Origin of the sequence: Variovorax sp. WDL1, assembly GCF_001541225.1 — a bacterium.
Classification (GTDB): Bacteria; Pseudomonadota; Gammaproteobacteria; order Burkholderiales; family Burkholderiaceae_C; genus Variovorax.
Genome location: NZ_LMTS01000349.1, coordinates 80,162 through 104,775 on the forward strand (window position 1 = coordinate 80,162; position 24,614 = coordinate 104,775).

The following is a 24,614-nucleotide window of genomic DNA, read 5'->3' on the forward strand; positions in this document are numbered from 1 at the left end:
CGAGCAAAGCTGCGCCGCCGCGCTGATCGATCCGGAGCTGAGCCAGATCGACCACTACCTCGGCCTGGCCGCGCGACACGGCGTGCGCATCCGCTACCTGATCGATACCCACACCCACGCCGACCATTTCTCGGCCACGCGCGAGCTCGCGCGGCAGCTCCAGGTGCCGGTGGTGATGCACCGCGCCAGCCCGGCGCCCTTCGTCGATCTGCGGCTGGCCGACGGCGAGATGCTGGTGCTGGGGAAGCTCAGGCTGTCGGTGCTGCACACGCCGGGGCATACGGCGGATTCGATGTGCCTGCAGGTGGAGGACAGGCTCTTCACCGGCGACACGTTGCTGATCGGCGCCACCGGCCGCACCGACCTGCCCAGCGGGGATCCCGAGGCGCTCTACGACAGCCTGTTCAACCGCGTTCTGCGGCTGGACCCGGCGCTCAAGGTCTGCCCGGCGCACGACTACAAGGGACGCACGCACTCCACCATCGGCGAGGAGCTGGCCCACAACCCGCGGCTGCAGAAGCGCGAGCGCGCCGAGTTCGTCGAGATGATGAGGAGCCTGAACCTCACGATGCCCACGCACGTCACCGAGGCGCTGCGGACCAACATGAGCGGCGGCAAGGCGGTGGCGCGGCTGCTGGCCGAAGCGGCCGCGATGGTGCCCTTCATGTCGCTCGCGGAGCTGAAGCTGCGCGTGGAGGCCGGCGAGGACGACCTGATCGTGCTCGACGTGCGAGAGCGCGAGGCCTACGAGGCCGGCCATGTGCCGGGCGCACGGCTGCTGCCGCGCGGCCAGCTGGAGCTGCGCGTCAACCAGGACCTGCCCGATCCCACGCGGCGCATCCTCAGCTGCTGCGAGCTCGGGTACATCTCGACACTGGCCGCAGCCACACTGCGCAACATGGGCTTCCAGCACGCAGTCGCGCTCGACGGCGGCATGAAGGCCTGGCGCGAGGCGGGCTATCCGCTCAAGGCCGGCCAGGAACCCTGAGCGCCCATCGTCCAATCCGGCAGGCGCTCGCGGCCCCTGCGACCAGAGACAACCCCATGGCCCGACTTTCCCCCGGCGAGATCGCCCACTACCAGCGCGAAGGCTGGGTCATCCCCGAGTTCCGCCTGTCGCCGCGCCGCGTGGCGCAGATGCACGATGCGCTCAACGAGCTGATCCACCGCAACCCCGGCGTGCGGCCGGAGAAGCTCGTGTCGGCCCACATCGAGGGCGACAACGGCGAAGGCGTACGCGGCAGCCGGGAGTTCCTCGACCTGGCGATGGACCCGGACATCGTCGAGCTGGTTTCCGGCGTGATCGGCGAGGACGTGATCCTGTGGGGTTGCCATGTGTTCTGCAAGCCGGCCAGCGAGGGCTTCGAGACGCCCTGGCACCAGGACGGCCACTACTGGCCGATCCGGCCGCTGGCCAACTGCACCGTGTGGGTGGCGCTGGAGCCGTCGACGCGCGCCAACGGCTGCCTGCGCGTGATCCCGCGCTCGCACCAGGGCGGCGTGCTGCATCCGCACCTGCACGAGGAGCGCCAGGATCTCACGCTCAACCAGCGCATGGAAGCCGGCAGCTTCGACGAGAGCGAGGCGGTGGACCTGGAACTGCAGCCAGGCCAGATGTCGCTGCACGACGTCTACATGATCCACGGCGCCCGCGCCAATACCTCGAACCAGCGGCGCACCGGCGTGGCGCTGCGCTACATGCCTTCCACCTCGGTGTTCGAGCGCGACCTGAGGCCTGCCGACGGCAAGACGGGCGTCGCGGTGAACTTCGCGCAGCGGCCGCTGTGGCTGCTGCGGGGCGTCGACCGCAGCGGACGCAACGACTTCGAGGTGGGCCACCGCCGGCACGGGGCCGGTTGACGGCGGCCTGTCGCGCCGGGTCGCGGCCGATGCCCGGCAACACCCCCTGCGCGGCAGCCCCCGAGCGGGAGCCCCTTGCTCAGGCGAGCGCAGCCATGCCGCTCGCCGGTGCGCATGCGTCGGGAAGAGCACTCTCTGCGCCGGCCAGAACAGCAGCCGCGTGGGTCTTGTCATGCCCATGGAGCCATGGAATGGTCTCGTCGTTGCGCAGCATGGCCAACTCGCGTTCGTAGAAGCTCATCAGCTCGGTGCCCGTGCTGTGCGAGAGATACAGCCTCATGTCGTGCTCGGCAATGCCAAGGTAGCCGTCCAGCACCAGCTCGACATGCAGGTGATGAAGGCCGCTGGCGCGCAGGTTCATGCCGGAGAGATAGAGCGCCTCGGCCGTCATGGCCGTGGACATGGCCAGCGTGCCGCGGGTGCGCAGCAGGGCCTCGGCCTGCGTGATCCGGGCAATGAAGCCGGCGAGGTTGTGGCCACGATAGCGGGGATGCACCCAGCCCGCGCCGATGTAGCCGAAGAGCGCGTGGGCGTCGAGCTTCGGGCCCGTGTCCGGTAGCCAGCCTTCCTTCTGCTTGCAGCGGTAGAGCGCCCCCTGCTCGTAGGCCTCCCCGACGCGTCGGACCGTAGGGTCGTTCTGCATGGTCCGGAAGCCGCTCAAGGCCACCGGGGCGGTGCCGTCGTCGAAGCAGACCCAGAAGTTGTAAGGATTGGCGTCCTTCGGATCGTCCAGTACGAAGGGCAACTGGACGTACCCGGTGCCGGTCGCGGCCTCGTAGGTCTTCAGGAGCACCGATAGATCGTCACCGAAACTGACTGTCAGGCCGGATTCTTCCAGCTGCTGCACGAGTTGATCCTGGTATTCCTTGATCTCCGAGAGTTGCATGACGGGGTCCTTGAAGGTAATTGGCTGTGGCGGCGAGGGGAATTCCGACATCGGATTGCGCATTACTCCACTTGCGCTGCCGTGATGCAAGTTGTATGTGACGCTCGTCCAAAAACCAGTGGGGCAAACAGTACAAAGTGTTACGTAAAGTAATCACATTTTTGGCGCCGCTTAATTCGTGGTAATGCTTTTGTTCACCCCCATAAGCGCCAACGTAGGTCTCACCGCCCGGTGCAGTCGTCAGCCACCTCCGCATCCCGGTGCGGGCAATGGTGGTCGCGCCCCCAGCATGTAAGGCAAAGCCATACAGTGCCGGCAGCGCCATACGCCATATGGCGGAAGACACCGTCGAAAGGGCCCTTCATGATCCGCAGTTGCCCGCAGAAATCGACGAAATCGATGAAACAGTGCGCCTGCAAGGCAGCGCGCCGATCTACAGTGGGGCACTCAAGGGAATCATGACCAGAGCGAAACTGCGAATCACTGGACCCAACTCAAGCCCCTATGTGCTGGGCGAACCGATGTACCTGTACGACGGTTCGCTTCACATCGCGACCCTGGACCCGGTCCCGGTCAACCGCGAAGGCACCGAGGTCCACATCGAGCATTTCGCGCCGAGTGCCACGGTCACGCAGCAGAAGCTCGAGATCAGCAAGCTCGCGCTGGTCGAGATGGTCTACTTCATCGCCGAGAACTTCACTTCGGTCCAGGCCATCAGCCTGTCGCTGAGCCGCCAGGTCGAGGGCTACGGCGACGGCATGCGGCTCGCCGGCGCCCGCTCGGCGTTCCTGCAGAGCCTGGGCGCGAGCCATATCGTGATCGCACCGAAGCCCAACGCCGAGCACATGGGCCACTTCATCGTCAGCGGGTTGTGGGAGTACAACCCCGCGAACCTCGAGGCGCTGGTCTCCGTCCTGCAGCACGAGCGCGAAACCTACTACGGGGGGCGCCCTGCGGTCGCCGTGGAGCCGCGGCGCCCGGGCCTCGGCGCGTGGGTGCGGCGTTTCATTACCGGCGCTGCGCCGCCACGCGCCGGCACGGGCACCGGCGAAACCGAGCGCTGAGGCGTTGCGATGCTGAGCACCCTCGCGCCCTTTCTCCTCCACTGGGCCATCATCGCCCTCTCGCTCTGGGTGGCCAGCCACATCTTCAGCGGCATCCACTTCGAAAGCACCTCGGCGCTGGTGGTTTCCGCGCTGCTGCTGGGCTTTGCCAACGCGATCGTCAAGCCGATCCTGGTCCTGCTCACCCTGCCGCTGACCTTGCTGACCTTCGGCCTGTTCCTGCTGGTGATCAACGCGCTGGTGCTGCTGCTGGTGGCGGCGCTGGTGAAAGGCTTCAAGGTCTCGGGCTTCTGGACCGCCCTGTTCGCCAGCCTCTTCGTTTCGCTGCTGAGCATCGTCTTCGGCGCGCTGGTCGGCGGCGGCGACCCGGCCACGACGATCCAGATGCCGGACGGCGGCAACTGGCTGTAGCGCGGCTCAGGCCCGCAGCGCCGGCGCCATCACATCGACTCCCCACCCGCCGCCCGCGCCCGCTGCGCGGCGAAGTCCACGTACCAGTCCAGGCTGCCCGGGTTGGCCATGGCCTCGCGGTTCACCACCCTCTCGATCGGCTGGCCCAGCAGCAGTTTCTTGATCGGCAGCTCCTGCTTCTTGCCCGAGAGCGTGCGCGGGATCTCCGCGACCTGGAAGATGTCGTTGGGCACGAATCGGGGCGACAGCCGGGTCTTGATCGCGTCGTTGATCTTCGCGCGCATCGCCGCGTCGAGCGCGAGGCCCGGCCGCAGCACCACGAACAACGGCATGTAGCTCTCGCGGCCCAGGTACTCCAGGTCCACGACCATCGAATCGAGCACTTCGGGCAGGCCTTCGACCGCGCTGTAGATCTCGCTGGTGCCCATGCGCAGGCCCTGGCGGTTGATGGTGGCGTCGCTGCGGCCGTAGATGATGCAGCCGCCGTCCTCGCCGATCTTGAGCCAGTCCCCGTGGCGCCAGACGCCCGGATAGGTGTCGAAATAGCTCGACAGGTAGCGCGCGTTGCCCTCGTCGCCCCAGAAGCACAGCGGCATGGCCGGGATCGGTTTCGTGCACACCAGCTCGCCGACTTCGCCGATCACCGGCTGCCCCTGCTCGTTCCAGGCTTCCACCGCGGCGCCGAGGAAGCGGCATTGCATCTGCCCCGGCACTTCGGGCAGCTCGCGGTTGCCGCCGACGAAGGCGCCGCAGAAGTCGGTGCCGCCCGAGATGTTGTACCACCACACCCCGGGTGAGCCGGCCGCCAGCAACTGCGCCGTGCCCCAGCGCTGCACCTCCTCGGAGAGCGGCGATCCGGTGCTGCCCAGCGCCCGCACCCGCGAGAGATCGCCGCAGGCCTTCGCCTCGATGCCGGCCTTCATGCAGTTCGCGAAGTACGCCGCGCCGGCGCCGAGGAAAGTGACCTTGTGCCGCGCCGCGAAACGCCACAGCACCCCCCAGTCGGGCTTTTCCTTGCTGCCGGAAGGATTGCCGTCGTAGATGCAGCAGGTCACGCCGAAGGCCAGCCCCGACAGCTGCGAGTTCCACATCACCCAGCCCGTCGAGCTGTACCAGTGGTAGCGCTCGCCGAAGTTGTTCGTGCTGTAGCTCGGGCCCAGGTCGTGATGCAGGCCGCAGGCGTACATCGTGAGCAGGATGCCGCCCTGGCCGTGCACGATCGGCTTGGGCAGGCCGGTGGTGCCGCTGGAATAGACGATCCAGATCGGATGATCGAAGGGCAGCCATTCGGGTTCGAAGGCCGCGGTTTCGCCGTCGTCGCGCGCGATGGCGCCGCTCCATTCGGCCTCGGCGGGGATCTGCTGCGCCGCGAAGGGCGTGCGCAGCAGCAGCAGCTTCTCGACGCTGGGCAGCGCGGCGCGCAGTTCCTGCACCACGGCGCTGCGGTCCAGCGCCTTGCCGCCATAGTGCACGCCGTCGGCGGCGATCAGCAGCTTCGGCTCGATCTGGCGGAAACGATCGACCACCGCGGCCGTCCCCATGTCGGGCGCGCACACGCTCCAAACCGCGCCGAGGCTCGAGCAGGCGAGGAAGGCGACCATCGTCTCGGGCACGTTCGGCAGGTAGGCCGCGACGCGGTCGCCGCGCTGCACCCCCAGCGCGCGCAGCGTGAGTGCGCACGATGCAACCTGCCGGCGCAGTTCGGGCCAGGACATCTCGCGCACCTCGCCCAGCTCGTTCTCGCTGACGACCGCCGGCATCCCGGCCGCGTGCGCGGCATCGACATGGCGCAGCACCTCGTGCGCGTAGTTGACCTGCGTGCCCGGGAACCAGCGCGCGCCAGGCATGCGCGCATCGGCCAGCGTGATCGTCGGCGGCACGGGCGAGCGGACGCCGCTCCAATCCCAGACGCTGCGCCAGAAGGCCTCGAGGTCGGTGACCGACCAGCGCCAGAGCGCGTCGTAGGAATCGAAGTCCAGGCCGCGCTGCTCGCGCAGCCAGTCCTGGTAGAGGCGGATCTGGGGAACAAAAGGGGAGGGAATGGGTTTCACGGATGCAGCCTAACGCGCGGGTGGCCGTGGCTTCAATGCGGGAAAGCACAGGCTGGGGCCGATCATGCAAGCGGCAACTTTGGACCCAGGGTTCCGTGCCGGCGCGAAAACAGGCATGCTCGGCGCTCACATGCCCCCTTCCCATCCCCTGCACTGGCGCGCCGAGCTCCTTTTCCGCATGCGCCACCTGCTGGCCCTGAAGATCGTCGGCGTCACGGCTTTCACCTGGCTCTTCTTCATCGGCTACTTCCAGCTGCTGCGCCATCCGGTCAATCCGATGACCGTGATGCCGCTGACCGCGCTCGACCACCTGATCCCCTTCCAGCCGGAAATGCTGGTTGCATACTTTTCGCTCTGGTTCTACGTGGGCCTGGCACCCGGGCTGCAGCGCAACTTCAAGGAACTGGTGGTCTACGGCCTGTGGGTCGGCGCGCTGTGCCTCGCCGGACTATGCATCTTCCATTTCTGGCCCACCCAGGTCCCGCCGCTGATGGCCAGCGGCTCGGACTTCCCCGGCTTCGCACTGCTGCAGGGCGTGGACGCGCCCGGCAACGCCTGCCCCTCGATGCACGTGGCGGTCGCGATCTTCACCGCCATCCGGGTGGACGACGTGCTGCGCCGCACGCGCGCGCCCCAGGCCTTGCAGCTCGCGAACTGGCTCTGGTTCGCCGCCATTGCGTACTCGACGCTCGCGGTCAAGCAGCATGTGCTGCTCGACGCGCTGGCCGGCGCGCTGCTGGGCATCGCCTTTGCATGGCCCTCGATGCGCTGGCGGCCCATGCCGGGCCGGGCGGCCAGCGTCGTCTTCGGGGGAGCGGATATCATCCCCCATCGATGACCCATGGCCCCGTGAAGACGGACATCGCCCAATGAGTTCGCTGAAAAAATTGCAGGACCTGATCCAGGAAAAGTACGGGCTCGACCCGGCAGCACTCGACCCCAACGCCTCCATGCGCGACAAGGGTTTCGATTCGCTGACGCTGGTTGAATTCGTGTTCGCCGTCGAAGACCATTTCAAGATCTCCATGCCCGACCAGGACGTGAACGTCGACACGCTGGCCGAACTGGCGGCCATGGTCGACAAGACCCTGGCCGCGCAGGCAGCCCAGGCCAAGTGAGCGCCTTGGAGGTCGTGGTCACCGGCTTGGGCGTCGTGAGCCCGCACGGCGACGACCCCGGCGCGATGTTCGACGCGCTGATGCGCGGCGAGTCGGCGCTGCGGCCCGTCCTTCCCGAGCTGCCCAAACCCACCGCCGCCGCGCTCGCTCCCTTCGACGTGGCGCGCTGGTTCACCAAGCTGCAGCTGGCCGGCGTGGACCGCGTGAGCCAGATGGCCGTGGCCGCCGCCGACCTGGCGGTGCGCGACGCCGGCACGCTCGGCGATGCCGACCCGGAACGCATCGGCGTCTACGTCGGCTGCGGCATGGGCGGCGCCGCGGCGGTCGAGACCGCCTACCGCGGCGCCAGCACGCGCATGCCGCCGCTCACCGTTCCCTCCTTCATGCCCAATGCGCCGGCCGCGCAGGTGGCGATGCGCCAGCAGGCCCAGGGGCCGGTGCTCACCTACTCGGTGGCTTGCGCGTCGTCGAGCGTGGCGCTGGCCGAGGCCGCCAAGGCCGTCGCAAGCGGCGAGGTCGACGTGGCCCTCGCCGGCGGCAGCGAGGCGCTGATCGTGCCCGGCGTGGTGCTCGCATGGCAGGCCATGCAGACCCTGGCCGCCTTCGCGCCCGGCGAGGAGGCGCGCGCGATCCGCCCCTTTGCCAGCGATCGCAGCGGCTTCGCGCTCGGTGAAGGCGCCGCCTTCGTGGTGCTCGAATCGGCCGAGCGCGCCCGCGCCCGCGGCGCACGCAGTTATGCGCAGCTGGCCGGCTGGGGCATCGGCTCCGACGCCACCCACCTCACCAAGCCCGACACGCCGGGGCAGGCCCGCGCGATGCGCGCCGCCCTGCGCTCGGCCGGGCTCGCACCGCGCGACGTCGGCTACTGCAATGCGCACGGCACCGCCACGCGGATCGGCGATGTGGTCGAGCGCAACGCGCTGGCGGAAGTCTGGGGCGAGCCCGCGCTCGACGACCTGCAGGTGAGCTCGACCAAGGCCCTGCACGGCCACCTGCTCGGCGCAGGCGGCGCGCTCGAAGCCGTGATCACCGTGCTGGCGCTGCACCGGCGCCAGCTGCCGCCCAACGCGCACTGCACGGCCATCGACCCGGATTGCCGGCTGAACCTGGTGCCGCAGCCCGGCGTGGCGGCGCCGAAGCTCGAAGCCGCGATGAGCAACTCCTTCGCATTCGGCGGCACGAATTCGGTGCTGCTTTTCCGCCGCGCCTGAAGGCGCTCAGTCCGCGAGCCGCAGCCCCCGGCGGTTCATGCTCTCGACGATCTCCCGCAATGAATTGCGGCCCAGCCGCGAGAGCACGAAGAGCTTTTTCGCGGGCACGCGGGTGACATCGCGCACCGTGTGCAGTTGGTTGAGGCGCAGCACGTTCGTGGTGCGAAGCGAGAGTTTCAGAACTTCGATGTCTGCATCCAGCAGCGACTCGGTCGCAGGCCGGACTGCGATGGCTTGACCATCATCCATGGGGTGTCTCCGGGAAACGATGGCTGGAACCTGCACAGTTCATGCCATCGACACGCGGCTAGGTTCACCGGGCATTTTCATTGGGCAGATGCTCGGCAAGGCTGAATTTCAAGCAACCGGAATGCCTTGATTTCAGTCACTTGTCTTGTTGTCACACAGGGTTTTCCGCAGGTCAGGGCGAGCTAATTTTTCGTCCACCGGTTGCGAAAAACGGTTCTTGGAGGCAACGCCTTCACCTCCTAGCATTCCTGTCACAAAGCCTTCACCGCCGCAGCTTTGGCGACACGAAAGCCCAGGTCGCGCTCCCATTTTTCTTGCCTTCAAAGGAATCTGCCATGGCCAATCTCCCGGACCCCGCTCGCCGCCGCCTTCTCAAGACCTCGCTCATGGCCGCCGGCCTCTCCAGCGGCGGGCTGCTGTCCATCGACGCACTGGCGCAGGGCCGGGCGAAGATCAACATGCAGCTCGGCTGGATCGTCGGCGTCAACCAGATCGGCGAAGTGGCAGCCAAGCGGCTGGGCTTCTACGAGCAGGAGGGCATCGACTTCGCCATCCAGCCCGGCGGGCCCAACATCGACGGCGTGGCGATCGTCGCCTCCGGGCGCTACGAGGTCGGGCAGGTGTCCTCCAGCCCCTCGGTGATGCTGGCCGTCTCGCAAGGGCTGCCGATCAAGTGCTTCGCGGTCGGCGCGCAGAAGCATCCCTTCACCTTCTTCTCGCTCGCCAAGAACCCGGTGCGCAAGCCGGCCGACCTGGTCGGCAAGAAGGTCGGCATTCCTTCCACCGCGGCCATCCTGCTGCGCGCGCTGCTGGCGAAGAACAAGATTCCCGAGAAGGACGTCAAGGTCATCACCGTCGGCTCCGACATGGCGCCGCTGCTGACAGGCCAGGTCGACGTCGTCACGGGCTGGCTCACCAGCACGACCGCGCTCAAGGTGCTCGGCCCCGACCGCGTCGACCTCACGCTGTGGGACGCCGGCGTGCAGCTCTACGCCCTGCCCTACTACGCCTCGACCAAGACGCTGGAATCGCAGCCGAAGGTAATAGAGGCCTTCGTGCGCGCCACGGCGAAGGGATGGCAGCACGTGCGCGCCAACCGCGACCAGGCGGTGGAGCTGCTGGTCAAGGAGTACCCGAACCTCAAGGCCGAGGATGAGCGCGTGGCCGTCGACGTCATGCTCGACTACAGCTTCGGCGGCCTCGCGCAGACGCAGGGCTGGGGCGCGATGGACCCGGCCGTCTGGCAGCAGCAGATCGCGACCTATTCGGAGCTGGGCCAGTTCACCGCGCGCACGCCGAAGGTGGAGGAAGTGATCACGCTCGACGCGCTGAAAGCCACCTCCGCCGCGCGCATCGGAAAGGCCTGACCCCATGGCCGCCGTCATGAACGCCGCGCCGGCGATCTCCTGCCGAGACATCGGCATGCGCTTCTTCACCGAGCGCCGCGATGTCACCGCCATCAAGAGCCTGGACCTCGACGTCGCGCAAGGCGAGTTCCTGACCCTGCTCGGCCCCTCTGGCTGCGGCAAGTCCACCTTCCTGCGCGTGGTGGCCGACCTGTTGGAGCCCAGCCGCGGCCGCATCGAGGTGCTCTCCACCAGCCCGCAGGCTGCGCGCAAGAACCGCGACATCGGCTTCGTCTTCCAGGACGCGGCGCTGCTGCCCTGGCGCACCGCGCTGCAGAACGTGGAGCTGCCACTGCAGGTGGGCGGCGGCGCCAGCCGCAAGGGCCGCCGCTCGCCCAAGGAATTGCTGGAGCTGGTGGGGCTCAAGGACAAGTTCAACGCCTGGCCGCACGAGATGTCGGGCGGCCAGCGCCAGCGCGTGTCGATCGCGCGGGCGCTCGCCAGCGACCCGAAGATCCTGCTGATGGACGAGCCCTTCGGCGCGCTCGACGAGATCACCCGCGACCGCCTCAACGAGGAGATCCGCCGCGTGTGGAAGGAAACCGGCGTGACGATCCTCTTCGTCACCCACAGCATCCACGAGGCCGCCTACCTGGGCCAGCGCGTGCTGATGCTGGCGGCCAACCCGGGCCGGGTGCGCGAGATCGTCCCGGTCGAGCTGCCGGAAGACCGCACCCTCGACATCCGCGAGACCCCCGAGTTCGTGCGCCTCACCGCCCATCTGCGGCGCGTGCTGGAAACCTGCTGAGCGAGGCCCGAGCCATGAACACCACTTCCATCGACGTGAGCAGCGCAACCGCCGCCACACTCGCCGCGGCCGACACCGAATACCAGGCCTGGGCCGCGGCACGCCAGCGCCGCCTCTGGCGCCGCCGCATCCTGCCTGCGGCGGGCATCGCCGGCCTCATCGTGCTGTGGTGGGCGGTGATCGCCATCTTCGACGTCAAGCCCTTCATCGCGCCCACGCCCTGGGCCGTGCTGGAGACGCTCTACGCCAAGCGCGCGGTGCTGCTCGACAACCTGCTGCCCACCGCCATGGAGGCGGCCGGCGGCTTCCTGCTGGGCAACCTGGCGGCGATCGCCATCGCCACCGTCTTCGTGCACAACAAGACGCTGCAGGACATCTTCTTCCCGGTGGTGCTGATGTTCAACGCCGTGCCGCTGGTTGCCAAGGCCCCGGTGCTGGTGCTGATCATGGGCAACGGCATGGAGCCCAAGATCACCATCGCAGCGCTGGTGTGCTTCTTCCCGACGCTGGTGAACATGGTGCGCGGCCTCGAGTCCGTGAACCCGCAGGCCATGGAGCTGATGCGCGTGCTGTCGGCGAGCAAGACCGAGATCTTCTTCCGCCTGCGCCTGCTCAACGCCCTGCCCTACCTGTTCTCGGCGCTGCGCATTGCGGCTTCGATGTGCGTGATCGGCGCGGTGGTGGGCGAATGGGTCGGCGCCACGGTGGGCATCGGCGCGATGATCTTGCAGGCCACCTTCAACTTCGATTCGCCGCTGCTTTACGCCGCGATCGTCATGAGCGCGAGTCTCTCGGGCCTGTTCTTCCTGCTCGTCACGCTGGCCGAGCGCTGGGTCATCCGTTGGCACCCCGAGAGCACGCATTGAGACCACCCCCGTATCGGCTCACTTCGTGTAGCCGAGTACCCCCCCGAGGGGGCAACACCAGCGGCCTGGCAAAGCCAGTTCCGCGTTGTTTCCCGAACTGGCAAGTTATCACTAGGAGACCCCTATGAGCCGTATTGGCGACTGGATGCAAGAACCTGCGCACGACATTCGCGTCGCAGCCGAATCGGACGTGGTGGTGGTCGGCGGCGGCCCCGCCGGCCAGGCAGCGGCCGTGGCCGCTGCACGCAACGGTGCCAGCGTGACCCTGCTGGAGCGCTACAACCACCTGGGCGGCCTGGCCTCGGGCGGCATGGTGCTGGTGCTCGACGACATGTGGGACAGCCACCTGCGGGAGATCTCGGTGCGCGGCATCTGCCTGGAGATGATCGAGCGCATGGCCGAGCGCGGCCTGGCCGAGTACCCGAAGCAGCAGGACTGGGGCACCCTGCCCGAGTCGGTGCGCCGCTGGAAGCGCTGGGGCACCTTCGACTTCCACAGCAAGACCAAGCCGCACCCGATCTGCTTTGCCGCGGCCTTCGACCCCGACGCCTTCAAGCGCGCCTCGCTCGAGATGGTGCAGCAGGCCAACATCAACCTGCGCCTGCACTCCTGGTTCTCGCGCACGCTGGTGGCAGACGGCCAGGTCAAGGGCGTGGTGGTCGAATCCAAGAGCGGGCGCGAAGCCATCCTGGGCAAGGTGGTGATCGACGCCACCGGCGACCTCGACGTCGCGGCCTCGGCCGGTGCGCCGCACATCAGCGGCGCCTACATCGTGACCACCGTGTTCCGCCTGGGCGGCGTCGACACCGACGAGGCCGAGCGCTTCGAGCACGAGGAGCCGGAGGCCTTCGCGGCGCTCGACCGCGAGGTCAAGCACATCCTGGGCGGCGCCTGGGATTCGTGGTGGCTCAAGACGCCGCTGCCCGGCGTGGTGTGGTGCAACTGCCCGCACATGGCGGGCCTGGACGGCCTCAAGGTGGCCGACCTGACGCGCGCCGAAGTGCAGGGCCGCGCCACCATCCACAAGGTGATCGAGTTCATCCGCGCCAGGCTGCCCGGCTTCAAGGACTGCTACCTGGTCGACCTGGCACCGCAGACCGGCATCCGCCAGACACGCCTGCTGGAAGGCGAGTACGTGATGACCAAGGAAGACGTGGCGCAGCGTGCCCGCTTCGAGGACAGCGTGGCGCGCGGCCGCGACTACTACTACCCCTGGCGCACGCTCGTGCCGCGCAGCGTGGAGAACCTGCTGGTGGCCGGGCGCCACTACTCGTCGACCTCGGCCGCGCAGAAGATCTCGCGCGAGATCCCGCCCTGCATGGCGATGGGCGAAGCCGCCGGCACGGCTGCCGCGCTGTCGCTCGATGCCGGCGTCGCGGTGCGCAACGTGGACATCGCCAAGCTGCAGCGCACCCTGCGCGCGCAAGGCGCAGACCCCGGCGACCAGAAGGGGCCGAACGCCGACACGCCGACCATCGCCCGTTCCTTCGCGGAGGCTGCATGATGAATTCGAACGGCAACAACCTGCCCCTGGCCGGCATCCGCGTGATCGACTTCACGCAGGTCATGATGGGCCCGGTCTGCACCCAGATGCTGGCCGACCACGGCGCCGACGTGATCAAGGTCGAGCGCAAGGGCGCGGGCGACCTGAGCCGCTCCACCTTCGCGCCGGTCGCGGGGGAGGACAACCCGATCTTCTGCAGCCTCAACCGCAACAAGCGCAGTGTCGAGATCGACCTGCGCGACGCCGCCCAGGTGGAACTGGTGAAGGCGCTCATTGCCGATGCCGACGTGGTCTGCAACAACTTCCGCGCCGGCGTGATGGAGCGCCTGGGGCTGGGCTACGAGGACTGCCGGCGCATCAACCCGCGCATCGTCTACGCCGTGGGCACCGGCTTCGGCGAGACCGGGCCTTACGCGCACAAGGGCGGGCAGGATGTCCTGGCCCAGGCGCTGACCGGCGTGATGGCGCGGCGCGCCGATGCTTCCGTGCCGGTCTCGATCTACCCGACCGCGCTGGCCGACTACACAGCCGGCATGCACATGGTGCAGGGCATCCTCTTCGCGCTGCTGCAGCGCGAGCGCACCGGCGAAGGGCAGAAGATCGCTGTCTCGCTCTACAACTCCATGCTCGCCATGCAGATGCAGGAAGCAGCCATGGTCATGATGGAAGACTCCGAGGTCAACTGGGCCGCGATGCCGCTGTCGGGCGTGTTCGACACGCAGACCGGCCCGCTGGTGCTGGTCGGCGCCTTCAAGGCCAACCCGCTGCGCGACATCTGCGCGGCGCTCGAGATCGAGGACCTGTCGCAGGACGCGCGCTTCGCCGACCTCACGGCGCAGTTCGCGCACAAGGCCGAGCTGCACGCGATCTTCCGCGAGCGCTTCGCGAGCCACACGCGCGAACACTGGCTGCAGCGCCTGGAAGCACAGGACCTGCTCTCGGCGCCGGTGCGCGACATGCGCGAGGCGCTGGTCGATGCGCAGACGCTGCATAACGAAATGATCCTCGAAGGGAATTCGCCCTCCGGCCGCAAGCTGAAATTCATCGCCAGCCCGATCCGGATGTCGGGCGCACAGGCCGAGCTGCGCCGCGCGCCGCCGAAGCTCGGCGAGCACACCGCCGAGCTGCTCGCCGAGGCGCGGGCCCTGATCGAGGAGGCCGACGCATGAGCGTACTTTTCGAAGTCGCGAACCACGTCGCGACCGTCACCATCGACCGCCCCGAGGTGCTCAACGCCGTCGATATGGCGACCGAAGCCGAGCTGCTGCGCATCTGGGACGAGATCGAGCGCCGCGACGATGTGCGCGTGGTCGTCCTCACCGCCACCGGCGAGCGCGCCTTCTGCGCCGGCGCCGACCTCAAGAACACCTCGAACCTGAAGGGCGTCGAATACTGGGCCGCCTCGCGCCGAGGCGGCTTCGGCGGCATCGCGCTGCGCGAGACGCTGGACGTGCCGGTGATCGCGCGCGTCAACGGCCTCGCGCTCGGCGGCGGGCTCGAGATGGTGCTGGGCTGCGACCTGGTCGTCGCCTGCGAGGAGGCGAGCTTCGGCCTGCCGGAGCCGCTGGTGGGCCGCCTGCCGCTGGATGGCGGCATGGTGCTGCTGCAGCGCCAGATCGGCTTTCGCCATGCAATGGGCATGATGCTCACCGGCCAGCGCGTCAAGGCCCGGCGCGCGCTCGAGATCGGGCTGATCAACGAGGTGGTGCCCCGCGCCGAGCTCGACACGGCCGTCGAGCGCTGGGTGCAGCAGCTGCTGGCCTGCGCGCCGCTCTCGCTCAAGGCCATCAAGCAGGTGGTGCGGCGCACCGGCACGCTGTCGCCGACGCAGGCCCATGGCCAGCGCCTGCCCGCGCTGATGGCCGCCCTGCAATCGGAAGACGCCAACGAGGGCGTGCTCGCCTTCCAGCAGAAGCGCAAGCCGCAGTGGCTTGGCCGCTGACCTGAACAGCACAGCAGCCATGGCCCACGTCATCACCACCGCCTGCATCGACTGCAAGGACGGCGCCTGCGTGCCGTGCTGCCCGGTCGATTGCATCTACGAAGGCGAGCGCACTCTGTACATTCAGCCCGATGAATGCATCGACTGCGGCGTTTGCGTGTCCGCCTGCCCCGTCCAGGCGATCTACGAGGAACATCGGCTGCCGCCCGAGCTCACCCGCTACATCGCCATCAACCGCGAGTTCTTCGACGCCGAGGTCAGCGGCCTCGGCTCGCCCGGCGGCGCCGAGGGCCTGCGCGTCGCCTGCGACCACCCGCGCATCGCGCTCGAAGTGCCGCGCGCGGCCACGGCGGGATAGGAAGGCCGGCGCCCCGTACTCCGGGAGGGTGCAGCCATGCACGCCAGCGTCCTGAAGTACTTCATCGAGGTGGCGAGCTGCGGCTCGGTGCGCAAGGCGTCCGAGCGGCTCTTCGTCGCGGCCAGCGCGGTCAACCGCCAGATCCACAAGCTGGAGGACGAACTGGGCGTGGAGCTCTTCGATCGCATGCCCAACGGACTGCGCCTCAACCCGGCCGGCGAACGCCTGCTCAAGCATGCGCAGGAAACGCTGCACCAGTTCCAGGTGATGCGCACCGAGCTCGACGCGCTCAAGGGCGAGCGCACCGGCCACGTGAAGGTCGCGGCGATGGACTCCTTCTTCGAGGAGCTCCTGCCGGCCGCCGTCGAGGAGTTCCTGCAGATCTTCCCCGCGGTGACGTACACCATCACCTCGACCCAGCCGATGGAGGTGCCGCAATTGGTGATGTCGGGCCAGGCCGACGTCGGCCTGAGCTTCGTGAGCCGGCTGCCCGGCGGCGTGAAGGCCGTGAGCCTGGCCAGCCTGCCGATCGGCATCGTGCTGCCGCCCGGCCATCCGCTCGCCAAGCACGAACGCATTGCGCTGAAGGACTGCGCGGGCTATCCCTTCCTGCGCTCCAGCTCGCACCCGGTGATCAGCGCCACGCTGTCGGCCGAGTTCGCGGCGTTCTGGGACGACATGGAGCCGGCCGCGACCTGCAACTCGACGCCCTTGCTCAAGCGGCTGATCATGGGTGGCAAGGGCATCTCCTGCTTCTCGAAGATCGCCTTCATCGAGGAGCTTCGGCGCGGCGATCTGCTGTGGCGGCCCTTCGCCCTGCCGGCGCTGAACCAGCTGCAGGTGGGCATCGTGGTGCCCAGCCAGCGCGCGCTGCCGCACGTGACGCAGAACTTCGTGGGGCGGATGGCGAGACGCCTCACGCAGCTGGAGCTGACCGCCGCCGCCTTGTGACTTGCGCCCCTCCCCGGAGAGGGAAGGAGCAAGACCGGGCATCGGCTGACAGGCGGCTCACGCCCCGCGCGCCAGAATGACCCGGCGGGCTCCGTGCACCTGCACGGCTCGCGCAAAGGAGACGTCGATCATGAAGCTTCGGACACTCTGCCTGGTCCTGTCCGCCCTCGCATTCACGGCCCTCGCCGGCTGCGACCCCAAGCCGCAACCGCCCAAGGCCCAGCAGGCCTCACTTGCCGAGGTGGTCGCGAACGTCCTGGACTGAGCTGCCGACCGCGGCCACAGCAAGCCGCAGCTCGGTCTCGCTCACGCAGAGCGCCTCGGTCCAGTGGTCGACGTCGCTCGGGTCGGTCACGTCGATGAGGCGCACATTCGCGTCGGCGACGGACGGAATGAACAAGCGGGCGGGGGAGATCATGGCTTCTGGCATGGCGATGGTGGGTACAGGTGGATCTGGGTCAGAGCGTGCCCTCGCCAGCACCCCGCTCTCGTAGGAAAAACCTGCATGGTCCTACCCGCCAAAGGCGGACGCCGGCCCGGCCCGCCCCGGCAGGTCAGGCCCAGGTCTCCAGCACGGCTGCGCGCACCGCGTCCACAGCGGGCGCCCGACGGCTCTCCGGCTCCACCCAGCACAGCCAGGTGTGCGAGCGCCAGCCCGACCAGATCCGGAGCTCGCCATTGCGCTCGGCCTGCTCGGCCTGGTCCCGGCGAAGCAGGCCCGGGCCCAGCCCGCTGGCGACCATGCTGCGGATCGCGCTCTCGCTGTCGGCCGTGCGCGTGGGGCGGTACTCGCGGCCGAGGCCGGCGAACAGGCTGTCGAGGTGCCTGCGCATCACGCAGGAGCTGGGCGTACCCACCCACGACAGCTCGGTGAGCTCTTCCAGCTTGAGCCCGGGCCGCGCCTCGGCCAGCGGCACCGGCAGCGCGACCACCAGGTCCACCACGCCCAGCCGATGCACCGACAGGCCGTCGATCGCCTCGGCGTCGCCGAGCGCGTAGGCGCAGTCCAGCTCGCCGCGCTGCACGGCCGCCAGCGTCTGGTGCGACAAGCCCTGCTGCAACTGCAGCGACACCTGAGGATGGCGCTGCGCCAGCTTCACCAGCACCTCGCCCAGCCGCAGCGCCACCGGGTCCACCACCGTGCCGAAGCGCACCACCCCCTGCGCCGTACCGCGGATCTGCTCGGCGGCCGAGCGCATGCGCATCGCCGAGGCGAGGGTGCGCTCGGCTTCCTCGAGCAGGGTCTGGCCGGCCTCGGTCGGCGTCATGCCGCGCGGCGTGCGCTCGAAGAGCTTGACGCCGAGCTCGTCCTCCAGCGCCTTGAGCTGCGCGCTGACCGCCGGCGCGCTGGTGAACACCCGCTCGGCGGCCCGCGTCAGGCTGCCTTCGCGGGCGATGGCGACGAAGGTCCTCAGTTGGTAGAGCTCCATGGCGGCGATTGTGAGCGCCCGACGCGCGCGAGGCCATTCGCAAAACCTGAGGCCCCCGTCCAAAGAAGCGAATGGTCTTCCGCAGCCCCCGCGCCCATTCTTCCGGGCATCCATTCATCTTCCGGACCTGTTCTCATGCGTACGCCTTCCCCTTCGCTCGGCATCGCCGCGCTGCTCGCCGCCACCTCGTCATGGGGCGCCATGTTCCTCGTCAGCAAGGAGGTGCTTCAGCACGTCGACCCCTTCTGGTTCACCTTGATCCGCTACAGCGTGTCGGCCCTGCTCTTCGCTGCGCTGCTCGTCCCGCGCGGCGCCGCGCCTTGGCGCCAGCTGCGCAGCCACGCCGGCCCGCTCGCGCTGCGCGGCGTGGCCGGCTTCGGCGTGTTCAGCGTGATGGTGCTGACCGGCCTGGCCCATTCGGTGCCTTCGCACGGCGCCGTCATCATGGCCACCACCCCGATCACGACCCAGCTGCTGCGCTGGCTGTTGGACGGCGTGCGGCCCACCCGCATCACGCTGCTGAGCAGCGCGCTGGCACTGGCGGGCGTGATCGTCGTCTCGGGCGTTCTGGTGTCATCGAACGGCGATGCGGCATCGACCGCGTGGGGCGATGCCATCGCCCTGGCCGGCACCCTGGGCTGGGTCTGGTACACCCGTGGCGCCGCGCAGTTCGCGGGCCGGCTGGACGTCGTCGAATACAGCGCGCTGACCGTGCTGGCCGCCTGGCCCCTGCTGCTGGCGGGCGCGCTGGGTGCGACCGCGCTTGGCCTGGCGGAGCTTCCGCAGGTGCAGGGGCTGGAATCGTCCTGGCACGCGCTGCTCTACGTGGGGCTGATTCCCTCCGCCGTTGCCGTGCTGGCGTACAACTTCGGCGTGCGCACGCTGGGGCCGGTGACCGGCACCGCCTTCATCAACTTCGTGCCGGTGTCGGCGTTGCTGATGAGCGTGGCGCTGGGCAAGCTGCCTTCGGGGAGCGAACTGGTGGGCATGGGGATGGTGGTCGGGGCGCTGTTGATCCACACCGCGGGCAGCCGGCTCGGGGCGGCGCGGATCGAGCTCCATGTCGACCGCGCATGCCGTGCCTCATCCTGAGGCATTGCCCCCGGAGAGCGGGCAGCTACGCGTAGCGCGCCGCGACCTTCGAGCTGGACAGCCGCCCCGACATCGCCCGCCGCGCCGCCTCGTACGCATCCCACTCCGCCTGGTCCGGCAGCGAGGGGATCGTGACCGTCTCGCCCAGGTCCAGGCCGGCGAGCGCGGCGTCGACCAGGTTCTCGGCCGTCATCACGATCTCGCTCGGCAGATGCTGCACCGGCAGCCCTGCCGTATCCCAGAACTCGGTGGCGGTCGCGCCGGGCAGCACCGTCTGGATGCGAACGCCCTGGCCCGCCAGCTCGTGCTGCAGCGACTGCCCCAGCGCAAGCACATAGGCCTTGCTGGCGCCGTAGACCCCATTCAGCGTTTCCGGCGAGACCGCGACGATCGAGGCGATGTTCACCAGCGTCGCGCCCGGGCGCTTCACGAAGGCCGGAACCGCCGCGTAGGTGAGCCGCGTGAGCACGTTCACGTTGAGCGCGATCATCGCTTCCATCTTTTCGATGTCCGAGTCCAGCAGCGGCGCGGTCGCGCCGACGCCGGCGTTGTTCACCAGCATGTTGATCTTCTCGTTGCTGCGCAGCACCTCCTCGACACGCGCCAGGTCGGCCTTGTCGGTGAGATCGGCGACCAGCGTCTCGACCCGGCGCCCGGTGTCGCGGACGAGCCGGTCGGCCAGCGCCTGCAGCCGCTCGCGGTTGCGCGCGACCAGGACCAGGTCATGGCCGCGGCGCGCCAGCCGGTCGGCGTAGAGGGCGCCGATGCCGGCCGAAGCGCCGGTGATGAGGGCGGTGCCCCGGGGGTTTGCTGAAGTCATGGCGTCGAGTCCCTTTCGGTGGATGCGGGCCCGTCGAGGGACCGACGGTTGCATTGAAGTGTGCTCCGTGGCGTCGCGTCCTGAATGACGTATATCCCACCTTTCAGGACATCACCGTCCATTGACCACCCGCACCGCTGCCCGTACCCTGCGCGCCATGCGTCGCATCGGCATCCTCGTCTTTCCCGGCTTCCAGATCCTCGACCTGGCGGCCATCGCCGCCTTCGAGCTGGCCGACATGCTGCTCGGCAAGCCGCACTACCGCGTCGAGTTGTTGTCGGAGGATGGCGGCATGGTCGCGAGTTCCAGCGGCGCGGCGGTCGCTACCCGCCGCTTCACCACCGCCCGCTTCGACACCCTCGTGATGACCGGCGCGCTGGCTCCCACCCCGACCACGCCCAAGTTGTGCCGCTTCCTGTGCTCGGGCCTGCGGCATGCGCGGCGCGTGACCAGCATCTGCACCGGGGCCTTCGCGCTGGCCGAGGCCGGCCTGCTCGACGGGCGGCGCGCTACCACGCACTGGGCCTTCGCGCAGGAGCTGCAGCGCCGCCATCCGCAGGTCCAGGTGCAGCCCGACCGCATCTTCATCAACGACGGCCCGGTGTGGACCTCGGCCGGCATGACGGCCGGCATCGACCTCGTGCTGGCGCTCGTCGAGCAGGACCTCGGCGCCGAGCTCGCCCGCGCCGTCGCGAAGAAGCTGGTGGTCTATTACCGCCGGCCGGGCGGCCAGTCGCAGTTTTCCGCGATGCTGGAGCTGGAGCCCCAATCGGACCGGATCCAGAAGACGCTGGCCCATGCGCGCGCGCACCTGCGCGAACCGCTGTCGGTCGACGACCTGGCCGAAGTCGCCCACCTCAGCCCGCGCCAGTTCAGCCGCGCCTTCAAGGCCGAGACCGGCCAGTCGCCGGCGCAGGCGATCGAGCGCCTGCGCGTGGAAGCCGCCCGCACGCTGATCGACGCCGGCGAGCTCGCGCTCGGCGTGGTCGCCCGCGAAGCCGGCTTTGGCGATCCGGAACGCATGCGCCGGGCCTTCCTGCGCACGCTGGGGCAGCCGCCGCAGAGCATCCGGCGCAGTGCGCGGGCAGCTGGCGGGACCGCGCAGGCACAGGCCGCAGCCTGAGCCGGCGCGTTGCCTCTGGTTGCCCGCCGCGGGCCTGGGTCGCTACCTGCGGCAGTCGCCGCCCATCCGCACGGTGCCGTCCCTGCACTCGGTCAGCATCTGCTCGTCGCGCGACCGCGCTGGCGCCGGGGCGGGCTGCTGCGCCGGACGCGTCGCGGAGACCGCGCCATGCGTGCCCCCACGCTCGTACACGATCTTCTTCGTGCCGAGCTCGCACGTGCCGACGACCCGCCCGCCGGCATCGGCCGCGGCATCCACCGTCGTGAGGGTGAACTCCGAGACGCCGGACGCGCGGATCTTCGCGTCGATCTGGGCCGCCAGCTCCTCGCAGCCAACCGCATGCGCGGCGCCTGCGAAGGCCAGCGCCACGGCCGCGAGGCAAGGACGCGCCATGCAAAAGCGTGCGATGACCATCAGGCGTAGTTCGTGATGCGCCGTCGCGGGTAGGAGGTTGCGGCCAGGCGGCTCAGCAGCTCGAGCTCGCGCGCCTCTTCCGCCTCGCGCAGGCTCCTGGCCGCACGCAAGGCGACGTATTCATCGAAAAGCGCATCGACCGCTGCCCGCCAAGGCTGCGTGCCCTCTGCCGGCAACCTGGGCAGGGCGACGCCGTTGCGGCGCAGCAGGCTGGCCTTGGTGGCAGTGTCGAGCATGGAGATCCTCTTTCGTCTGCGGTGTTTCCAGCAATCTAGCCACCGCGCGCGGCCACGGACATCGGCCGCATGGCCTATGCCCGTGTCGGACAAGATGTCGCGTTCCTTCAATATGGGGCACGCCCCCGCGCCTAAGCTGGCTTCCATCGGCGGTCATCCGACCGCCCGAGGAATGAAGGAGAGAACCATGCTGGACTTCGAGGGGACCCTTGCCGCAGCCGCGGGCTGCCGCATCCGCCCCGCCGAGCGCCACGAGGCCACACCGATCGCATCGATCCGCATGGCCGCCTATTCCCAGTACAGGAAGAGCGTGCCGCCAGCCGTCTTCGAAGCCTATCTCGATGATCTGCGCCAGGTCGAGAAGCCGGGCGACGGCACCCAGCTGCTGGTCGCCGAATGGCAGGGCCGGGTGGTCGGCAGCGTGGTGTTCTACCCCGACGCGGGCCTGGAGGGCCTGGGCCTGCCCAAGGGCTGGGCCGGCTTCCGCAAGCTCTCGGTGCACCCGGACGCCCGCGGCCGCGGGCTGGGGCGCCGGCTCGCGCGGCACTGCGTGGACCGGGCGCACGAGCTGGGCGCGCTGACGCTGGGCATCCACAGCTCCTCGTTCATGACGGCGGCGTGCAAGCTGTACCACCGCATGGGCTTCATCCGCTGCCCCGAACATGACCTCCGTGCCACGGCCATCCTTGGGATGGCGCCCGTGGAAGACGATGTGGCGGTGATTGCGTTTCGGATGAACCTGCGCGGGCGCTGAGCGGGGCCGGATTCCAGCGCCGCAGCAGGGCGCATGGCGCCGGCTGCGCTGCAGCAGCCTCGATGCCAACGGGAGGCGCAATGGCCTGGTTGTCGATGTCGCCCCGCAAGGCCTGGTCGAGCACCGGCTCCTCGCCGCCGGTCAGTCGCGAGGCGACGACCCACACCACGGCGTCCTGAAGGACACGCGGCATCGTGCGGCCGTCCAGGTAGGCGCGAACCAGCGATTCGGCGGCATTTTCGGGGGGCGTCATGGCAGTCCTGTGCAGAGGCGTACAGAGGTGTACAGACCTGCAACAGTAGCGCCTGGGAGCGATTTCAACTGTGCGGTGGCGCACGGACGAGCGCGATGGACCGGCCCATGCGGCGCCAGGCCGACTGTCTGCCGGCCCTGGCAGAGGGCTTCGGCGGCCAGCCGGGCGTACGTGCGCTACCGCACAGACGCGCAGCCTGCCCGCCCCTACCCTGGGTCGCATAGGGCGCACCACCGGAATGCCGGCAAGGTCGATTCGAGTGCAGGCGCCTTCGTGGCTCGCCACAGGGCCGCTTTCCAGGCGTCAACCGACGGCGGGCGGTCGATCCGTTCCACCTGGAGTCCAGTCATGTCACAGCCCCCTTTCTTCCACGAGGCGTCCCGCACCGTGCGCTTCTGGGTTCAAGTCGATACGCAGTGGATCGGTGCCAGCGTCGGCAAGGAAACCCTGCACTACCGCTACCGTCCCGATGGCCAGGACGACGATCCGATGGAGACCTACCACAGCCACGCAGAGGACATCCAGGCCGCCGTGCGCCGCCGGCTGGCCCAAGGCGCCAAGGAGCCGGTGATGCTGCGAGAGTTCGACCTTCCTGCCGCCTGACTGCGTCGAAGCGCGGATCAGCGGCTGCATCCGGTCGCCCCCGCGCACCCGAGTTCGCGGAAAGGCGTTCATGGACTTCATTCTTCCCCCCCTCGCCTTCTGGCGTGGCTCCCCATCCACCCCATGGGCCGACAGGGCACCGGTTCGAGAAGAGCTCTTCGGCATCGAGCGCCTGGAGCAGCACGCGCAAAGCCTGGCCGTGGCGCAGACCGTCACGCCGAGGCCGTCCGCTGCGCGCCCATTGCGGACAAGGCTCGACGACAACGCCCGGGTGCTGCTCGCAGCCTACCGGGCCAGCGCCGCCGAGCTGGAGGCGGGCCGGCGCGTCGCACCCGCCGCCGAATGGCTGCTCGACAACTATCACCTCGTCGAGAAGCAGATCCGCGAGATCCGCAGCGACCTGCCCGCCGACTACTACCGGCAACTGCCAAAGCTCGCGACAGGCCCGTTCGCCGGCTACCCGCGTGTCTTCGGCCTGGCCTGGGCCTTCGTGGCGCACACCGACAGCCACATCGACGCCGCCGTGCTGCGCCGCTTCGTCGCCGCCTACCAGCGGGTCCAGCCGCTGACGATCGGCGAGCTTTGGGCCGTCGCGATCACGCTGCGCATCGTCCTCATCGAGAACCTGCGCCGGCTGGCCGACCAGATCACGGTCGGGCGCACGGCACGGGCGGATGCCGACCTGCTTGCAACCCGCCTCACGCTGCCGGGCTCGGCGCGGGCCGCACTCGAGCAAGACATCGTCGCGCGCTCGCCGCTGGCGCTGTCCGAGCTCTTTGCTGCACAGCTGGCCAAGCGGTTGAGAGACCACGATCCCCACACCATGCCGGCCCTCGGCTGGCTGGAGGAGCGGCTCGGACGGCAGGACGCCACCATCGACGACGCGGTCGCGCATGCCCAGCAGCGCCAGGGAGCCTCCAACGTCACGGTGCGCAACGTGATCACCAGCATGCGCCTGATGTCGGACATCGACTGGGCCGACCTCTTCGAGGGCGTCAGCCTCGTCGACGCACGGCTGCGCGCGGAAAGCGGCTTCGCGGCCATGGATTTCCAGACGCGCAATCTCTACCGCAGCGCGATCGAACAACTCGCGCGCGGTTCGTCCTGCTCCGAGCTCGACATCGCCGGCCATGCGCTGGCGGCGGCGCGGGCCGCCTCGGCCGGCGCGGCCGACGCGCACGAACGCGCAAGGGTCGAAGATCCCGGCTACCACCTCATCGCGGAAGGCCGGCTCGCGCTGGAGAAAGCCATCGGCTTCCGCCCG

The 24,614-nt window shown here is 69.0% G+C and carries 28 protein-coding genes and 1 pseudogene; 21 read left to right on the plus strand and 8 right to left on the minus strand.

What is annotated here, in order from left to right:
• Both APY03_RS39520 and APY03_RS39525 read left to right on the plus strand, forming a co-directional pair.
• The coding region (locus tag APY03_RS39520) for an MBL fold metallo-hydrolase (protein ID WP_232324581.1) at nt 1–988 on the plus strand (988 nt) is incomplete at its 5' end.
• Nucleotides 989–1,044: 56 nt separating this feature from the next.
• Nucleotides 1,045–1,860: a phytanoyl-CoA dioxygenase family protein gene (locus tag APY03_RS39525; RefSeq protein ID WP_068686291.1), complete on the plus strand. Its 816-nt coding sequence runs from the start codon at nt 1,045–1,047 to the stop codon at nt 1,858–1,860.
• Between the two features lie 79 nt (nt 1,861–1,939).
• Here the strand turns inward: APY03_RS39525 and APY03_RS39530 are convergent, their stop codons facing one another.
• A complete protein-coding gene (locus APY03_RS39530; protein ID WP_102905089.1) occupies nt 1,940–2,746 on the minus strand; it encodes a hypothetical protein in 807 nt (268 codons plus the stop codon).
• 458 nt (nt 2,747–3,204) lie between these two features.
• On the opposite strand from APY03_RS39530, the gene APY03_RS39535 reads away from it, so the two are divergent.
• Both APY03_RS39535 and APY03_RS39540 read left to right on the plus strand, forming a co-directional pair.
• Nucleotides 3,205–3,810: a hypothetical protein gene (locus tag APY03_RS39535; RefSeq protein WP_146039279.1), complete on the plus strand. Its 606-nt coding sequence runs from the start codon at nt 3,205–3,207 to the stop codon at nt 3,808–3,810.
• Nucleotides 3,811–3,819: 9 nt separating this feature from the next.
• The gene (locus tag APY03_RS39540; protein WP_068686297.1) at nt 3,820–4,221 is read left to right on the plus strand and encodes a phage holin family protein; all 402 of its coding nucleotides are present in this window, start codon (nt 3,820–3,822) and stop codon (nt 4,219–4,221) included.
• A 29-nt stretch (nt 4,222–4,250) separates the two neighbouring features.
• Here the strand turns inward: APY03_RS39540 and APY03_RS39545 are convergent, their stop codons facing one another.
• Nucleotides 4,251–6,263, minus strand: a complete 2,013-nt coding sequence (locus tag APY03_RS39545; RefSeq protein ID WP_068686352.1) for an acetoacetate--CoA ligase — start codon at nt 6,261–6,263, stop codon at nt 4,251–4,253.
• 139 nt (nt 6,264–6,402) lie between these two features.
• Between APY03_RS39545 and APY03_RS39550 the strand changes: the two genes are divergently transcribed.
• From APY03_RS39550 to APY03_RS39560, 3 genes are read left to right on the plus strand one after another with little or no spacing between them, the layout of a single operon-like run.
• Nucleotides 6,403–7,110 carry a phosphatase PAP2 family protein gene (locus APY03_RS39550; protein WP_232081200.1) on the plus strand — a complete coding sequence of 236 codons (708 nt, stop codon included), beginning with the start codon at nt 6,403–6,405 and terminating at the stop codon, nt 7,108–7,110.
• Between the two features lie 31 nt (nt 7,111–7,141).
• Nucleotides 7,142–7,390 carry an acyl carrier protein gene (locus APY03_RS39555; RefSeq protein WP_068686301.1) on the plus strand — a complete coding sequence of 83 codons (249 nt, stop codon included), beginning with the start codon at nt 7,142–7,144 and terminating at the stop codon, nt 7,388–7,390.
• Complete coding sequence (locus APY03_RS39560) at nt 7,387–8,601, plus strand: beta-ketoacyl-[acyl-carrier-protein] synthase family protein (protein ID WP_068686303.1); 1,215 nt, start codon at nt 7,387–7,389, stop codon at nt 8,599–8,601. Before APY03_RS39555 ends, APY03_RS39560 begins: the two co-directional genes overlap by 4 nt.
• Nucleotides 8,602–8,607: 6 nt before the next feature.
• On the opposite strand, the gene APY03_RS39565 is transcribed toward APY03_RS39560, so the two are convergent.
• Nucleotides 8,608–8,850, minus strand: coding sequence for a DNA-directed RNA polymerase subunit alpha C-terminal domain-containing protein (locus APY03_RS39565; RefSeq protein WP_068686305.1), 243 nt, complete (start codon nt 8,848–8,850; stop codon nt 8,608–8,610).
• Nucleotides 8,851–9,185: 335 nt separating this feature from the next.
• On the opposite strand from APY03_RS39565, the gene APY03_RS39570 reads away from it, so the two are divergent.
• From APY03_RS39570 to APY03_RS45465, 9 genes are all read left to right on the plus strand, one after another.
• Nucleotides 9,186–10,217, plus strand: coding sequence for an ABC transporter substrate-binding protein (locus APY03_RS39570; protein ID WP_068686307.1), 1,032 nt, complete (start codon nt 9,186–9,188; stop codon nt 10,215–10,217).
• Between the two features lie 4 nt (nt 10,218–10,221).
• Nucleotides 10,222–11,004: an ABC transporter ATP-binding protein gene (locus APY03_RS39575; RefSeq protein WP_068686309.1), complete on the plus strand. Its 783-nt coding sequence runs from the start codon at nt 10,222–10,224 to the stop codon at nt 11,002–11,004.
• A 14-nt stretch (nt 11,005–11,018) separates the two neighbouring features.
• A complete protein-coding gene (locus APY03_RS39580) occupies nt 11,019–11,870 on the plus strand; it encodes an ABC transporter permease (protein WP_068686311.1) in 852 nt (283 codons plus the stop codon).
• 124 nt (nt 11,871–11,994) lie between these two features.
• On the plus strand, nt 11,995–13,374 hold the full coding sequence (locus APY03_RS39585; RefSeq protein WP_068686313.1) for an FAD-dependent oxidoreductase: 1,380 nt from the start codon (nt 11,995–11,997) through the stop codon (nt 13,372–13,374).
• Nucleotides 13,374–14,543, plus strand: coding sequence for a CaiB/BaiF CoA transferase family protein (locus APY03_RS39590; protein WP_068686315.1), 1,170 nt, complete (start codon nt 13,374–13,376; stop codon nt 14,541–14,543). The genes APY03_RS39585 and APY03_RS39590 overlap by 1 nt, the downstream gene beginning before the upstream one ends.
• A complete protein-coding gene (locus APY03_RS39595; RefSeq protein ID WP_068686317.1) occupies nt 14,540–15,316 on the plus strand; it encodes an enoyl-CoA hydratase-related protein in 777 nt (258 codons plus the stop codon). The genes APY03_RS39590 and APY03_RS39595 overlap by 4 nt, the downstream gene beginning before the upstream one ends.
• A 19-nt stretch (nt 15,317–15,335) precedes the next feature.
• Nucleotides 15,336–15,674 (plus strand): ferredoxin, encoded by a 339-nt coding sequence (gene fdxA / locus APY03_RS39600; RefSeq protein ID WP_068686354.1) that lies wholly within the window; start codon nt 15,336–15,338, stop codon nt 15,672–15,674.
• A gap of 36 nt (nt 15,675–15,710) precedes the next feature.
• Entirely contained in the window at nt 15,711–16,625 is a 915-nt protein-coding gene (locus APY03_RS39605; protein WP_068686319.1) for a LysR family transcriptional regulator, read from the plus strand.
• Nucleotides 16,626–16,755: 130 nt separating this feature from the next.
• Nucleotides 16,756–16,890, plus strand: coding sequence for a hypothetical protein (locus tag APY03_RS45465; protein ID WP_269475638.1), 135 nt, complete (start codon nt 16,756–16,758; stop codon nt 16,888–16,890).
• Here APY03_RS45465 and APY03_RS39610 read toward each other — a convergent pair.
• Nucleotides 16,855–17,043: a DUF3606 domain-containing protein gene (locus tag APY03_RS39610; protein ID WP_068686321.1), complete on the minus strand. Its 189-nt coding sequence runs from the start codon at nt 17,041–17,043 to the stop codon at nt 16,855–16,857. The genes APY03_RS45465 and APY03_RS39610 overlap by 36 nt on opposite strands.
• Before the next feature lie 136 nt (nt 17,044–17,179).
• Complete coding sequence (locus APY03_RS39615) at nt 17,180–18,055, minus strand: LysR family transcriptional regulator (protein ID WP_068686323.1); 876 nt, start codon at nt 18,053–18,055, stop codon at nt 17,180–17,182.
• Nucleotides 18,056–18,190: 135 nt separating this feature from the next.
• Between APY03_RS39615 and APY03_RS39620 the strand changes: the two genes are divergently transcribed.
• Nucleotides 18,191–19,147, plus strand: a complete 957-nt coding sequence (locus APY03_RS39620) for a DMT family transporter (RefSeq protein WP_068686325.1) — start codon at nt 18,191–18,193, stop codon at nt 19,145–19,147.
• 25 nt (nt 19,148–19,172) lie between these two features.
• Here APY03_RS39620 and APY03_RS39625 read toward each other — a convergent pair whose 3' ends face one another.
• Complete coding sequence (locus tag APY03_RS39625; RefSeq protein WP_068686327.1) at nt 19,173–19,967, minus strand: SDR family NAD(P)-dependent oxidoreductase; 795 nt, start codon at nt 19,965–19,967, stop codon at nt 19,173–19,175.
• 157 nt (nt 19,968–20,124) lie between these two features.
• On the opposite strand from APY03_RS39625, the gene APY03_RS39630 reads away from it, so the two are divergent.
• On the plus strand, nt 20,125–21,090 hold the full coding sequence (locus APY03_RS39630) for a GlxA family transcriptional regulator (RefSeq protein WP_068686356.1): 966 nt from the start codon (nt 20,125–20,127) through the stop codon (nt 21,088–21,090).
• Nucleotides 21,091–21,132: 42 nt separating this feature from the next.
• Here the strand turns inward: APY03_RS39630 and APY03_RS39635 are convergent, their stop codons facing one another.
• Both APY03_RS39635 and APY03_RS39640 read right to left on the minus strand, forming a co-directional pair.
• Nucleotides 21,133–21,504, minus strand: a complete 372-nt coding sequence (locus APY03_RS39635) for a DUF1161 domain-containing protein (protein ID WP_232081198.1) — start codon at nt 21,502–21,504, stop codon at nt 21,133–21,135.
• Nucleotides 21,504–21,740, minus strand: a complete 237-nt coding sequence (locus APY03_RS39640; protein WP_068686328.1) for a hypothetical protein — start codon at nt 21,738–21,740, stop codon at nt 21,504–21,506. The genes APY03_RS39635 and APY03_RS39640 overlap by 1 nt, the downstream gene beginning before the upstream one ends.
• Nucleotides 21,741–21,927: 187 nt before the next feature.
• Here APY03_RS39640 and APY03_RS39645 point away from each other — a divergent pair, with 187 nt between their 5' ends.
• The 3 genes and pseudogenes from APY03_RS39645 to APY03_RS45265 all read left to right on the plus strand — a co-directional run.
• Complete coding sequence (locus APY03_RS39645) at nt 21,928–22,494, plus strand: GNAT family N-acetyltransferase (protein WP_162487146.1); 567 nt, start codon at nt 21,928–21,930, stop codon at nt 22,492–22,494.
• Between the two features lie 601 nt (nt 22,495–23,095).
• Nucleotides 23,096–23,350, plus strand: coding sequence for a DUF1488 family protein (locus APY03_RS39650; RefSeq protein WP_068686332.1), 255 nt, complete (start codon nt 23,096–23,098; stop codon nt 23,348–23,350).
• A 70-nt stretch (nt 23,351–23,420) separates the two neighbouring features.
• Nucleotides 23,421–24,614, plus strand: a pseudogene (locus APY03_RS45265) (glycosyl transferase); the annotation flags it as partial.

What these genes read in the sequence shown, in the direction of transcription:
- APY03_RS39525 (WP_068686291.1), top strand. Translation starts at nt 1,045, where the DNA reads ATGGCCCGACTTTCCCCCGGCGAGATCGCCCACTACCAGCGCGAAGGC.
- APY03_RS39530 (WP_102905089.1), bottom strand. Translation starts at nt 2,746, where the DNA reads ATGCAACTCTCGGAGATCAAGGAATACCAGGATCAACTCGTGCAGCAG.
- APY03_RS39535 (WP_146039279.1), top strand. Translation starts at nt 3,205, where the DNA reads ATGACCAGAGCGAAACTGCGAATCACTGGACCCAACTCAAGCCCCTAT.
- APY03_RS39540 (WP_068686297.1), top strand. Translation starts at nt 3,820, where the DNA reads ATGCTGAGCACCCTCGCGCCCTTTCTCCTCCACTGGGCCATCATCGCC.
- APY03_RS39550 (WP_232081200.1), top strand. Translation starts at nt 6,403, where the DNA reads ATGCCCCCTTCCCATCCCCTGCACTGGCGCGCCGAGCTCCTTTTCCGC.
- APY03_RS39555 (WP_068686301.1), top strand. Translation starts at nt 7,142, where the DNA reads ATGAGTTCGCTGAAAAAATTGCAGGACCTGATCCAGGAAAAGTACGGG.
- APY03_RS39565 (WP_068686305.1), bottom strand. Translation starts at nt 8,850, where the DNA reads ATGGATGATGGTCAAGCCATCGCAGTCCGGCCTGCGACCGAGTCGCTG.
- APY03_RS39570 (WP_068686307.1), top strand. Translation starts at nt 9,186, where the DNA reads ATGGCCAATCTCCCGGACCCCGCTCGCCGCCGCCTTCTCAAGACCTCG.
- APY03_RS39575 (WP_068686309.1), top strand. Translation starts at nt 10,222, where the DNA reads ATGGCCGCCGTCATGAACGCCGCGCCGGCGATCTCCTGCCGAGACATC.
- APY03_RS39580 (WP_068686311.1), top strand. Translation starts at nt 11,019, where the DNA reads ATGAACACCACTTCCATCGACGTGAGCAGCGCAACCGCCGCCACACTC.
- APY03_RS39585 (WP_068686313.1), top strand. Translation starts at nt 11,995, where the DNA reads ATGAGCCGTATTGGCGACTGGATGCAAGAACCTGCGCACGACATTCGC.
- APY03_RS39590 (WP_068686315.1), top strand. Translation starts at nt 13,374, where the DNA reads ATGAATTCGAACGGCAACAACCTGCCCCTGGCCGGCATCCGCGTGATC.
- APY03_RS39595 (WP_068686317.1), top strand. Translation starts at nt 14,540, where the DNA reads ATGAGCGTACTTTTCGAAGTCGCGAACCACGTCGCGACCGTCACCATC.
- fdxA (WP_068686354.1), top strand. Translation starts at nt 15,336, where the DNA reads ATGGCCCACGTCATCACCACCGCCTGCATCGACTGCAAGGACGGCGCC.
- APY03_RS39605 (WP_068686319.1), top strand. Translation starts at nt 15,711, where the DNA reads ATGCACGCCAGCGTCCTGAAGTACTTCATCGAGGTGGCGAGCTGCGGC.
- APY03_RS45465 (WP_269475638.1), top strand. Translation starts at nt 16,756, where the DNA reads ATGAAGCTTCGGACACTCTGCCTGGTCCTGTCCGCCCTCGCATTCACG.
- APY03_RS39610 (WP_068686321.1), bottom strand. Translation starts at nt 17,043, where the DNA reads ATGATCTCCCCCGCCCGCTTGTTCATTCCGTCCGTCGCCGACGCGAAT.
- APY03_RS39615 (WP_068686323.1), bottom strand. Translation starts at nt 18,055, where the DNA reads ATGGAGCTCTACCAACTGAGGACCTTCGTCGCCATCGCCCGCGAAGGC.
- APY03_RS39620 (WP_068686325.1), top strand. Translation starts at nt 18,191, where the DNA reads ATGCGTACGCCTTCCCCTTCGCTCGGCATCGCCGCGCTGCTCGCCGCC.
- APY03_RS39625 (WP_068686327.1), bottom strand. Translation starts at nt 19,967, where the DNA reads ATGACTTCAGCAAACCCCCGGGGCACCGCCCTCATCACCGGCGCTTCG.
- APY03_RS39630 (WP_068686356.1), top strand. Translation starts at nt 20,125, where the DNA reads ATGCGTCGCATCGGCATCCTCGTCTTTCCCGGCTTCCAGATCCTCGAC.
- APY03_RS39635 (WP_232081198.1), bottom strand. Translation starts at nt 21,504, where the DNA reads ATGGTCATCGCACGCTTTTGCATGGCGCGTCCTTGCCTCGCGGCCGTG.
- APY03_RS39640 (WP_068686328.1), bottom strand. Translation starts at nt 21,740, where the DNA reads ATGCTCGACACTGCCACCAAGGCCAGCCTGCTGCGCCGCAACGGCGTC.
- APY03_RS39645 (WP_162487146.1), top strand. Translation starts at nt 21,928, where the DNA reads ATGCTGGACTTCGAGGGGACCCTTGCCGCAGCCGCGGGCTGCCGCATC.
- APY03_RS39650 (WP_068686332.1), top strand. Translation starts at nt 23,096, where the DNA reads ATGTCACAGCCCCCTTTCTTCCACGAGGCGTCCCGCACCGTGCGCTTC.